Origin of the sequence: Streptomyces sp. NPDC046909 (assembly GCF_040644695.1) — a bacterium.
Taxonomy (GTDB): domain Bacteria; phylum Actinomycetota; class Actinomycetes; order Streptomycetales; family Streptomycetaceae; genus Streptomyces.
This window is the reverse complement of sequence record NZ_JBEYXC010000044.1, coordinates 1-11,153: the sequence shown is the minus strand read 5'-3', so window position 1 is coordinate 11,153 and position 11,153 is coordinate 1. Positions and strand designations below refer to the sequence as shown.

9 protein-coding genes and 1 pseudogene are annotated in these 11,153 nt (G+C 70.6%); 3 read left to right on the top strand and 7 right to left on the bottom strand.

Features of this window, described 5'->3' with window-relative positions; translation table 11 throughout:
• From ABZ928_RS53230 to dnaE, 5 genes and pseudogenes are all read right to left on the bottom strand, one after another.
• Nucleotides 1-1,112: pseudogene (locus tag ABZ928_RS53230) on the bottom strand (hypothetical protein); the annotation flags it as partial.
• A gap of 4 nt (nt 1,113-1,116) precedes the next feature.
• A complete protein-coding gene (locus ABZ928_RS53225; RefSeq protein ID WP_361537082.1) occupies nt 1,117-1,452 on the bottom strand; it encodes a helix-turn-helix transcriptional regulator in 336 nt (111 codons plus the stop codon).
• Nucleotides 1,449-2,597, bottom strand: coding sequence for a site-specific integrase (locus tag ABZ928_RS53220; protein WP_361537080.1), 1,149 nt, complete (start codon nt 2,595-2,597; stop codon nt 1,449-1,451). The genes ABZ928_RS53225 and ABZ928_RS53220 overlap by 4 nt, the downstream gene beginning before the upstream one ends.
• A gap of 81 nt (nt 2,598-2,678) precedes the next feature.
• The gene (locus tag ABZ928_RS53215) at nt 2,679-3,557 is read right to left on the bottom strand and encodes a hypothetical protein (RefSeq protein WP_361537078.1); all 879 of its coding nucleotides are present in this window, start codon (nt 3,555-3,557) and stop codon (nt 2,679-2,681) included.
• Between the two features lie 5 nt (nt 3,558-3,562).
• Nucleotides 3,563-6,991, bottom strand: coding sequence for a DNA polymerase III subunit alpha (gene dnaE / locus ABZ928_RS53210; RefSeq protein WP_361537084.1), 3,429 nt, complete (start codon nt 6,989-6,991; stop codon nt 3,563-3,565).
• A gap of 318 nt (nt 6,992-7,309) precedes the next feature.
• Between dnaE and ABZ928_RS53205 the strand changes: the two genes are divergently transcribed.
• The gene (locus ABZ928_RS53205; protein WP_361537076.1) at nt 7,310-8,203 is read left to right on the top strand and encodes a Ku protein; all 894 of its coding nucleotides are present in this window, start codon (nt 7,310-7,312) and stop codon (nt 8,201-8,203) included.
• A gap of 409 nt (nt 8,204-8,612) precedes the next feature.
• Here ABZ928_RS53205 and ABZ928_RS53200 read toward each other — a convergent pair whose 3' ends face one another.
• A complete protein-coding gene (locus tag ABZ928_RS53200; RefSeq protein ID WP_361537074.1) occupies nt 8,613-8,972 on the bottom strand; it encodes a hypothetical protein in 360 nt (119 codons plus the stop codon).
• 218 nt (nt 8,973-9,190) lie between these two features.
• Here ABZ928_RS53200 and ABZ928_RS53195 point away from each other — a divergent pair, with 218 nt between their 5' ends.
• Nucleotides 9,191-10,096, top strand: a complete 906-nt coding sequence (locus tag ABZ928_RS53195) for a hypothetical protein (RefSeq protein ID WP_361537072.1) — start codon at nt 9,191-9,193, stop codon at nt 10,094-10,096.
• A gap of 87 nt (nt 10,097-10,183) precedes the next feature.
• Here ABZ928_RS53195 and ABZ928_RS53190 read toward each other — a convergent pair whose 3' ends face one another.
• Nucleotides 10,184-10,420, bottom strand: coding sequence for a hypothetical protein (locus tag ABZ928_RS53190; protein ID WP_361537070.1), 237 nt, complete (start codon nt 10,418-10,420; stop codon nt 10,184-10,186).
• 133 nt (nt 10,421-10,553) lie between these two features.
• On the opposite strand from ABZ928_RS53190, the gene ABZ928_RS53185 reads away from it, so the two are divergent.
• Nucleotides 10,554-10,994, top strand: coding sequence for a hypothetical protein (locus tag ABZ928_RS53185; RefSeq protein ID WP_361537068.1), 441 nt, complete (start codon nt 10,554-10,556; stop codon nt 10,992-10,994).
• Nucleotides 10,995-11,153: the final 159 nt, after the last annotated feature.

Here is an 11,153-nt window from a genome sequence, read left to right as displayed (position 1 = left end):
CCGACCGGCAACGAGTCGAGACTTCCGCGGCAGCTCCATCCCATGCCTGACCAGCGGAATCCGCACATGAGGTTCGGAAAGAGAACGACCTCTGAATATCCCAACGTTCCGTCCAGATTGCGGAGTTGGCGGGCCAGCCGGCCCCCGACGGCGATCTGCAGCTGCGTGAAGCCTGGGCGGTCTTCGGTCCCCTGCTCACGGACGTGGATCAGGCATGCCCGGCAGAGTCCGTACTCGGTCGACACCGGCAGCGGTGAACGCCGGCACCGGCCGCACTGCCCCGGCGGACAGTGAAGCCCGAGGTTGGGGCGGCCCCAGCTGCGGCAGCCGGGACACAGACGACCGGTGACACCCCAGCAGTCGCAGTGCTGACAGCTGCCGACGGGCCACCGCGGCGGCCGAGGCCGCCTCCGCGGGCGGAGGAGACCAGCTCGCCGCAGCACCTCGGTGGTTCCGCCGAGGACTCCTCGGGGCACCTCGTCGAGGATCTCCTCGTCCACCACCAGCACCTCGCCGTTGGCGTCCCTGATCGACAGGACGCCGCGGAGCTGGCGGTGGACCATCCTCCGCCATGACTCACTGACCTGCCGCTCTGCGGCCACTTGAGCGACCACCGCGGTCAGGGTCTCCCATTCAGGCCAGGTTCGGTCACCGATGCGGTCCAGGTGGTCGCTCGTGATCGTCCGCGGCATCGTGAACAGCGTCGTCTGCCCGGCCATGGCCGACGGGATCACCTGCGGATCGTCCCGCCGGGGCTTCGGGGCCGGCGTCAGGAGGAGCGTCCGCCGGGGATGCTTGCGGCGCCGCCGGTCGGACTTGGCCAGGGGCTGCGCTTCGGCCGTCGGCAGGCCGGCCCACCACACCGCGAGCTGGGTGGGCTGCGGCAGGAGGACATCGTCGGGAGCCGGGTCGAGCCCGCCCGCCTCCCGCAGAGCGATCAGGCAGGACCGGCAGAAACCGTCGACTCCCAGATGCTGGACATGCCGACAACGGCGGCACCGCCCCCGACCGGGATACTTCTTCCGCCAGTCCCGGCACCCCGCGCAGGTGAAACCCTGGAAGAACCCCCACTTCAGGCACTCGCTGCACTGCCTGGCCGACCCTCTCACCATGTGATCAGTTCGGGGGCTGGAGTCGCCGAGGACCGGAACGCCGGGCAATCGGCCGCACCGGTGCCGAGCCGGTCTCCGGGGCGCCCACGGCCTTCTGGATCTCCGCGGAGCCGGTCGCTGACGCGACCGGCTCCGCTTCCAGCAGATCGGAAACAGTGCAGTTCAGGGCCGCGCAGATCTTGTCGAGGTCATCCAACCGGATCGTCACCGGCGTGTTCCCCCACAGGGCCGCGACCTTGCTCAGCGAGGGGGCGAACCCCACCTCCTTGAAGGCCGCCAGCAGATCCGTGGGCCGCCAGATGTCGCGCTTGGCCGCGGCCCACCGCAAGTTCCACTTCATCGCAGATTCCCCTTGTCCATGATCAGCCGCTGGGCTGCTCGCTCGGATGACTCCCGGCAAGCCATCTCCGGGTCGGCATGAGCGCTGGCCAGGTACTGAACCGTGGTGGTCGCCCAGTCGTGGCCCAACAGCTTCTGGACCTCCCACAACGACATGCCGTCCTCGTAGTTGTGGGTCGCGCAGGCATGCCGGAGCAGGTGGGGAAACAGGTCCGTGACCGGGCCGGGCAGATGGACCGCTCCGGCCCGCTTGAGGGCCCCGCGGAACGTCGAGGGAACGACCGCCGGGGCGACCGGCATGTTGAGGGCCGCGATCGCCTTCGGGGTCCGTTCCGAAGGCCATAACGGGGCACTGGGGTGCTCGGGATCGTCCCGGAACATGCCGCGGACTTCCTCGACATACCACCACAGCAGCTCACGGCCTTCGGAGAAGAGATACCCCTCCCGCTGCCGCGGGCCCGAGCCTCTCGCTCCCTTGCCCTGCACCAGGAACCGGCCCCACTGCCCGGCTTCCCAGTGCACGTCCGCGACGCGGAGAGTGCACAACTCGGCCGCCCGGACTCCGGAGATATAGGCGATCTTCGCCATCACATAGTTGCGGCAGGCCACCGACTGCTTGCGGGAATCCGGCAGTTCCTGACGCCACCGCCGGAAGAACTCTTTCATCGCCTGCCGCGACGGCGGGATCCGCAGACCAAAGTCGCCGCGGTGACGCGGCCGGTTGAACGGGTCGATCGGCGACTCGACACTCGCCCCGAAGCGGCGTCCGATCTCGCCGGCATAGCGCTGTTCAAGGAACGCGAAGTATCCGTCGATCATGTTCATCTTCGTGCGGACTGTCGAACGCGCTCGCTTTCCCGGCCCGGCGAAGTAGTGGTCCAGGTGTCGGGGCTGCAGCTGCCACGGCACGAGACCGAAGTACTCGCAGACCTCGATCACCGGCTTGACCAGCTTGTCGATCGTTCTGGGCATCAGCCCTGCGGCATCCCGCGCCCACTGATACTCCGCGAGGGTGTCCACGAAGAAGCCGTGCTCGTCCTCCGCACCGCTCTCTGCCGCCCGACGCCTCTGCAACGTCAGCACGTCCGCCAGGTCCGGCTCACCGCCGACCTGGCCGGAACTCTCTTCGGGAACAGGAACCGCCACGAGGTGACGAGTCTCGGAATCCACCACGGACACGCAGATTACGGAGACCGCTCGCAGAATCTGCGAATAACTACAGCAATCTCACCCGACCGAAGGACCGTCCGAACACAGGTCCCCCACCTGCTGAAATGCAGACTCTCCTCCACGCCCCCTCGTTACAGAACCCACGCGCACTCCACTTGCATAGGCGGCCCGGGCCAGGACGACGGTGTGCTGGGTGGCTTCGGGCAGGGTCCGGCTGCGGCGGGTGGCGCTGAGGTCGGCGTAGCGGATCGTGCAGGTCACGCCCGTGGCGATCTGGCCGCAGGCGCGCAGGCGCGCTCCGAGGTCGTCGGCGAGGGCGAGCAGGACGCGCCGGTGGGCGGCCGGGTCGAGTTCGTCGAGGGCAAAGCGGTGCTCCGTGCTGAGGCTTGCCGGTGCCGGGGTGGGGTCGACGACGGTAGTGTCGCGGCCGTGGGCGTGCTCGTGAAGGGCACGGCCGACGCGGGCGCCGAGGAGTCGCTGCAGCGTGGACTGAGGGACGTCGGCGACGTCACCGACGGTGTGCAGACCGTACTCGGCGAGCGTCGCGGCCGTTTTCGTGCCCACGCCGGGCAGTTCCCGTACTGGCCGGGGCCGCAGGAACGCGGTGCTCGCCTCGGGGGAGTCGTCGATGACGGTGCGCCGGCCTGCTGGGGTGAGGGCGCAGGCCATGGCGGCGAGCATCCGGTTGCCCGCGCACCCCGCGGAACTGGGCAGGCCGAAGTGGGCGAGCGCACGCAACTGGACCACTTCGGTCAGGGCCCGGGCATCGCGCTTCCAGTACGGGAGGGCACCGGTGAGGTCGAGGACGGCCATGTCCGGCTCGAGCATCTGCACGCGGGGCGTGATGCCTTCGAGTAGGCGGCGCAGCCGCTCGGGGAGTGCGGCGTCCGGTTCGGCCGGGAGGGCGAAGCGCAGATGGAGGATGTGACGGCCCACGGTGATCACCCAGCGCTTCCCAGGCTTCGGTGCCCGAGTCGGCGCAGGTCGGCCGAGCGGGTGCCGGCGGGCACCAGGTCGGCGTAGGGGTGCAGGCGGGCCCCGGCGGTGCCGTCGGTGAGGGTGCGCTGCTCGGTGGACGGCCGGGCCGGGGTGGGGGCCGGGCTGGTGCGGCCGAGGAGAGCGAGGGCGGCCTGGGGGCCGTGGTCGCGGCGGGCGGCGGCCACCTCGTCCAGGTCCCAGGCCATCTCGCCGACGACGGTGCGGCGTGGGCCGCGGGCGGTGACGGTGCCGCGGACCAGCAGCAGACCGGAGTGGAACACGGTGTGCGCGACGTGCTCGTGGGAGTCCTCGAAGAAGGCGATGTCGACCAGTCCGGAGCCGTCCTCCAGGGTGCAGAAGATGATCCGCTTGCCGGACGAGATCGGCGGCGTCTGCGTCGATGCCCGCACGCCGGCGACGAGGACCTTCTGCCCGGGCACCATGCCGCGCAGGTGGGCGGCGTCGGTCGCGCCGAGCTCGCGCAGCAGCCGGTGGTGGTGCTCCATCAGATGCTGGCTCACGTCGATGGAGAGGGTGTCGAGTTCCGCGCCGAGCTTGTCGCGGCTGCTCATTTCCGGCAGCCCGCTCGGTCCGGCGGTCACCAGCTCGCCGCCCAGGGGCAGCTGCCCGTCGGTGGCAGTGCGGTTGCGGGAGTGCCGGTGCAGTTCGGTGGCCTGCAGCAGCAGATCCCGCCGGGTCAGGCCGGGGGAGAGACAGTCGAGAGCACCGATACGGATCAGGCGCTGCGCGAGCGGCAGGGACGGGCGGGCGCGCAGCCACAGATCCTGCAGCCCGGTGTAGGGCTGGCCGGCCGTCAGGCGGGCGGTCTCCGCCTCGCTGATGCCCTTGACCGTGGAGAACGCCAGGCGCACCCCCCAGCCCTGCCCGGTCTGTTCCACGCTGTGCTGCCCGCGGGAGTGGTTGACGTCGACGGGCAGCACGGCAACGCCGTGGCGGCGGGCGTCGGCGACGATGACCCGGCGCGGCCACATGCCCGGATCGTGCTCCAGCAGCCCCGCGTACAGATGCGCCGGAAAGTGCGCCTTCAGGTAGGCGGACTGCAGCGCGGGGACGGCGAAGGCCACCGCGTGCGCACGGCAGAAGCCGTACGCGCCGAAGGAGGAGACGGTGCCCCACACCTCCTCGAGCACGTCCTTGGGGTAGCCGCGCTCTCCGGCCGTACGGCGGAACCAGGCCTCGACCCTGGGCAGCCGGTCGGGGTCGGCCAGGGCGCGGCGGGCGACGTCGCCGGCGGCACGGTCGCAGCCGGTCATCGTGGTGAGGATCGCGATGATCTGCTCGTGCCAGATGACCACGCCGTAGGTGTCATTGAGCACCGGCTCCAGGTCGGGGTGCGGGTAGGTGGGGGCGGCGCCGTGCCGGGCGGCGATGTACAGGGCGGGCATGCCCCCGGAGACCGGGCCGGGGCGGAAGAGGCTGATGTCGGCGACGACGTCCTGCATGTGACGCGGCTGCAGGCGGCCCACCAGATCCTGCTGACCGGGGCTTTCGAGCTGGAAGAGGCCGACGGTGTCCGACGCCCGGATCATCTCGAAGGCCTTCTGGTCGTTCAGGCTGACGTGATCGGGGTTGTCGAGATCGAGCAGACGTCCGGTCGTGCGGCGGATCTCGGCGACCGCGTACGCCATCGCGGACTGCATGCGCACGCCCAGGACGTCGAGTTTCAGCAGACCGAGATCTTCGACGTCCTCCTTGTCGGCTTGCACCATCGGATAGCCGGCCGGTGTCGGCTGCACCGGAAGCCGGTCCAGCAGTGCCGCGTTCGACAGGATCACTCCGCACGGGTGCATGGCGTAGCCGCGGGGCAGCGCGTCCAGGCCTTCGGCGAGCTCCCACAGCGGCCCGAACTTGTCGGCCTGGGAGGCGAGTTGCCGCAGCTCCGGCAGCTCCGCGAGGGCGCCGCGGATGTCCCGGGCCCGCAGGTGCGGAAAGCTCTTGGCGATCTCGCCGATGACCTGCGGCGCAATCCCGAGGGCGAGGCCGGCATCCCGCAGGGCGTGCCGCGCCCGGTAGGTCTCGGGCATGCCGGTGACCGCGGTCCGCTCCCGACCGAACCGCTCGATGATCGCGTCATAGACCTCCAGGCGCCGCTCGGACTCCACGTCGAGGTCGATGTCCGGCAGCGACGTACGCCGCTCGCTGAGGAAGCGTTCGAACAGGAGCCGGTGTTCGAGAGGGTTGGCCGTGGCGACGAACAGCGCGTGATTGACCATGGAACCGGCGCCGGAGCCGCGCGCGGCGACCCGGATCCCCAGCGCGCGGGTGTCCGCGACCACCTGGGCCACGGCAAGGAAGTACCCCTCGAAACCCAGCCGGCCGATGACCTCCAGCTCGTAGTCGAGCTGTCGCACAGCATGCTCGTCCGTGTCCAGACCACGGGCGACCATCCCGGTCTCACACCGCTGCCGCAGCAGCCGCATCGCCGAACCGTTCTCCTTCCCGGCGCCGACGACGGCGGGTTCGGGGAAGTGAGGACGCCCGAGCCCGAGATCGGCCGGGGTCAGGATGCAGGACTGGCCGGTCGCCTCGGTCTCGGCCAGCAGGCGCACCCCCCGGCCCGGGTCGTCGCCGACGGCCTGGGCGATCCGCTCGGCGGCCGCGGTCATGGCGGCCGGGCCCTTCAGCCAGCGCTCCCCGCCGTCAAGGTAACGGCGATCGACGGGCCGCAGCAGCCGGGCCGCGTCGAGGACGTCGGCCAGCCGGTGCTGGTCAGGGTCGGCGTAGCGGACCGCATTGGTCAACACCACGCCCACGCGGAGCTGGTCGGCCAGACCCACGGTGCGTGCGGCCAGCCGCAGCGAGCCCGCGCCGGTGCCCTGCCGGCCCAGGTACACGGCCTCCAGCCGCAGCTGCTCCGCGGCCAGCTCCCGCCACGGCGTAAGCAACTGCTCGGCGACGTCGGGACGGCCGGCCGACAGGGCCCGCACCGGTTCGGACGAGGGACCGAGCAGTACCACCAAGTCCCGGTCGGCGTAGGCGCGCAGAGTTGGCCAGGACACCACCGGCGCCGCGCCGTCGGCCTCGGCGTGTGCGGTGGACACCAGACGGCACAGCCGCGCCCAGCCGGCCGCGCTCTGCGCGAGCAGGGTGATCCGCAGCGGCGGCTCCAGCACGTGCGCGCCGCCGCGCACCGGCGTGCGTGACCGTCCGAGGGCCGGGCGGGGCGGGGTGAGCGGGGCGACGGCGACGTCGACTCCGAGGACGGGGCGGATTCCGGCGGCCGCGGCCGCCGTGGCGAAGCGGACCGTACCCGCGACGGTGTCCCGGTCGGTCAGCGCGAGCGTGGTCATCCCGCGCTCGGCCGCGCGCTGCACGAGGGCGCCGGGGAGGGAGACGCCGTAGCGGGCGGAGTAGCCGGAGGCGACGCGCAGATGAGTAAATCCACGGTTTGCACCTCCCGTCCTTCGCTGCCCCTCCCTGACCTGGGTTCTCTCCAGGCCTCCACCATAACCGAGATTCGATAATTTGTTCGAGTCATGGTGGTGGTGTCAGTCGCGTGGCTGTGGCTCGGGGGCCGGGGGGTGGGGCGCCGGCCCTCGTGCGCACGGTGTGGATCAGGCCGTGGAGCGGCGTTCCGAGACTTCCCGGCAGAGGTGCAGGCGGCTCGGTCTCGTGGAGCATCGGGGTAGTGCGGGGCGCCTTGGGCGTCCGTAGGCTGGAGCTGCTCGGGGTAGTCGCGGAGGTTTGCCATGCCCCGAACGATCTGGTCCGGTGCTATCTCGTTTGGCCTGGTCACGGTGCCGATCCATGTCCAGTCGGCCACCGATGACCATGCGATCAAGTTTCACCAGTACCACCTTGAGGACGGCGGTCGGGTGCGGGTTCGCAAGGTGTGCGAGCTGGAGGACCGTGAGGTCGCGAACGCGGAGATCGGCAAGGGCTACGAATACGCAAAAGACCAGATCGTGCCCGTCAGCGACCAGGAACTGCGTGAACTGCCCCTGCCGACGGCCAAGGCGATCGAGATCGTCGCCTTCGTGCCCCGCGACACCATCGACCCGATCCGCATCGGGGAGGGCTACTACCTGGCCCCGGACGGGCCCGTCGCGGCGAAGCCGTACCTGCTGCTGGTCAAGGCGCTGGGCAGGTCGTCGCGAGTGGCCATCGCCAAGTACGCCTGGTCGGGCCGGGAAAGGCTGGGCATGTGTGAGCGGATTGCTGGAAACTCCATTGCGGCCGAACGCAATTGCCCCTCCGAAGATCACTGTGGATCGGACGGGTTGGCTGACGGTGCGGGCCTCGCCCGAGTGGTGGCGGGCCACCGCTTCGGCATCGGACTGGGCTGCGTTCGTCGCGAGTCTGGCGGCTGTGGGGGAGGAGTCGGTCTCTCCCTGGTTGTGCCGCGTCATCGGCGCCACCACGAAGACCCCCTGCATGGTCAACACGACCTGCGAACCCTGCCCCCACCACGGACCCGGAAACGAGAAGAACCGCTGCGGCGCCCTCACGGCCCGCGGCAAGCCCTGCCGGTGGAACCTTGCGGTCCACGGCGAATGCGCCCACCACCCAGAAACGTGGCAGCAACGCCTCAAGGACCGCCGCCTCCAGGAGGAGGAAGAACAACGCCAGCGCGAGGCCGCTGACCAGCGCCGAGCCGCGGAGTACCAGCAACGCCTCCGCGATGCCACGCAGTTGCCCTGCTCCTACTGCGCGGCCCAGCCAGGGGATGACTGCACGAAACTGGGGACGGACGAGCCGGCCGACAGGATGCACTCGCCGCGTTGGAAGCTCCTCGATCATCTCCGCATCGCCGACAAAGCGGCCTGCGAAAGCTGCGGCGCAGCGCGCGGCGAGGTGTGCCATACAACCTCGGGCAAGGAAGCGACCGATCCCCACGCCGGCCGTATACGCGCCGCGACCGCATAGAACATCGTCGCCCTGGAGCACCCCGGCGGAGCCAGGCGCCGCTGCCCACTGGCCGCCTTCCCCTACCGGACCCATACGTAGTGCTACGCCGTGCGCGTGGTGAGCTATGAGGCGCGAAAGAGGCGGTCACGCCTCATCCGGCTCCTTCCCGATGTCCTGCGCTGCCTCCAGGGCGGACAGCAGCGTGCCGGCCACACGCTCGTTCATGCCCGGCAGCGCCGCCACCGTGTCGGTCGGCTCCCAGCCCGTCTCCGCGGCGAGTTCCAGAGCCCCAATGACGGCGTCGGCGTGGGTGTTTTGAGAGAAGGCCACGTACTCCAAGGCCCATGACTCCTCGTTCACCCAGGCCTTACGGACCGCACGCATGAAGGCCTCCTCGACGGCATCCTCATCGTGGTCGTGCTTCTGGGCGAGCGTGGCCATGAGGCCGGCCACGTGGTCGGTGGTGGACGGGCTGAGTACCTTGGCGGCGCGAGAATCGGTCATGCGGTGTCCAACGACTCGCCGCCCCGGTGGGTTTGGCGAACCGGCACCGATCGTCGCCGTGACGTTGGAGGCTCGGATGCCGGGATGGCCGCCACGGGCGCGGCCCTTCGCCGCGCGCAGTACTACTTCGCTCGGAAGGGGGACGGACCGGGCGCCTCAAGGTCGCTACGCTTGAGGTGAGTTGAGTTCCTGCGCACTGTCGGTGATCGGAGAGCGTCGTGACGGCCAGCGCCACAGTGAGTGAAAACGGCCTGCGCACCATGCTGGCCCGGCGCAGCGGCATCGAGGCGGACGCGCTCTGGTCCACGGTTTATGACGTACCCCGCGTCTTCGGGGTGTCCTGGCCGTTGACCGGCCGCGAGGCGGAGGAGGTCCTGTCCGGCCTGCTCGACACCCTGCGCCGTGTCCTGCCGGCGCCCCTGCCGGACCGGGACACCGCTCACGGGCTGAGGTATGTGTATCTGTCCGAGATCACCGACCGCTACGCGGGGTGCGGCACCCGCCGCATCCTGGAGCGCATCCACTACGCGGGAATCACCCCTGCCGGCCCGGCCTTCGACGGCGGGGAATACGATCCGCGCTGCGACGCGGATGCCGACGACACGTCGTCCTGGGCACGGGCGGTGCGTGCGGCCGGGCCGAGGCCGCGCTACCGGATGCCCGACCCCTATGTAGGAGAGGGGGAGCCGCCGGTGGACCGCGCGCTGGGGCTGCGGGAGAGCACCGGTGACCTGGCCGCCTACCGCACGGCCCTGCTCGCTGCGGTACGGGAGGATCCACGGCAGGTCGACTGCTGGGCGCACCTGGGCATCGACGCTCTCGAACGAGCCGACGACGAGGCTGTGTTGGCCGAGGCGCTCGGCTACTACCAGACGGGTGTCGCGGTGGCCGAGTTGGCGCTGCCGCCCGCGTTCACCGGCGTTCTGGCCTGGGGCGAACTGGACAACCGCCCGTTTCTCCGGGCACTGCACGGACTCGGCCTCACCTGGTGGCGCCTTGGCGAGAACGCGAAGGCTGCCGCCGTGTTCGGCAACAGCCTCTTCACCAACCCGGACGACAACCAGGGCATCCGCACCCTGATCGGGCAAGTGCAGGCGGGCGCCCCTTGGCACCCCGGACCCTGATCCCCGGCCCACAAGCCGCCCGGCCCGGATCCCGCCTCGACGACGAGATGACGGTCCGCGCCGTCCGGGGGTTGCCGGCCAGGAGGATCAGCCGGAGGAGGAGCCGTTGGGGCGGCCGGGCTTTCGGCGGCGGCCGGGTTTCCGGTACGGCGGCAGCGCTGCCGGGTCGATGCCGTTGGCCTTCAGCCGGGCGGTGTGGACGCCGTTCGACGGCGGCACATGGGGCCGCTCGCGGCACTGCTCGCCCTGCATGGCGTAGCACTTCGGACAGGTGCCCTGACGGCGCAGGTCCACCGGCCGCGCCGGAAGCCGGTGGACGGTCATCGGGGTGCCGTACTTTCCTCGGACCACAACTCAGCGCCCCTCGGACCCGGTAGACCCCACAGATGCACGCCGCCGAGGACTGTGCTGCGGCCGCTTCCGGCCGAGGAGCGGGGACAGCACAGTCCTCGGCGGCGTGCATCTGCGGGATGCGGTCGGTGCGCCACAGCACGATCTGCGTCGTGCTGAAGCCGTACCAGCCCGTTCCCCGCGCGACCCCCAGCCGCCGGTCGGCCTGCTGCCAGTGCTCCAGGCGCTGTTCGTCTTCCGGACCGATGTAGTACGGCGCCGACGTGATGACCGCCGGACGGGAGTCTGCACCGACCTGGTGCGCCTGGCGGTGACCGAAGAGCAGGTCAGCACGCATCACCTGCCGACAGCTCCGCCGAAGCCGACAGACCATCGCTCCTTCACACCCAGCACCACCACCCAGCTGGAGGCCATCCGGCCCGACGTCCTTGCCCGAATTGTGCGGGCGGCGATCGAGGAGCGACGGGACATGACGGTCTACCGGCAGGTCCTGGACCAGGAGCGAGAGGAACGCGCCTGGCTCCTGGCCGACCTGGACTCGTCGTAGCGAGTACGACGCGGCTGTCAGCGCCAGGCGGCCCGCAAGGCGTGGGCGGCGTCTTCCACGCCGCGGTCGTAGGGCGCGTTGATGACGGTGGACGGGTCGTGCTGCCGCTGCAGGAGTGTGCGGAGGTCGTGGTCGCCGAGATGGACGAGTCCGAGGAGC

What these genes read in the sequence shown, in the direction of transcription:
- ABZ928_RS53225 (WP_361537082.1), bottom strand. Translation starts at nt 1,452, where the DNA reads ATGAAGTGGAACTTGCGGTGGGCCGCGGCCAAGCGCGACATCTGGCGG.
- ABZ928_RS53205 (WP_361537076.1), top strand. Translation starts at nt 7,310, where the DNA reads ATGCCCCGAACGATCTGGTCCGGTGCTATCTCGTTTGGCCTGGTCACG.
- ABZ928_RS53200 (WP_361537074.1), bottom strand. Translation starts at nt 8,972, where the DNA reads ATGACCGATTCTCGCGCCGCCAAGGTACTCAGCCCGTCCACCACCGAC.
- ABZ928_RS53190 (WP_361537070.1), bottom strand. Translation starts at nt 10,420, where the DNA reads ATGACCGTCCACCGGCTTCCGGCGCGGCCGGTGGACCTGCGCCGTCAG.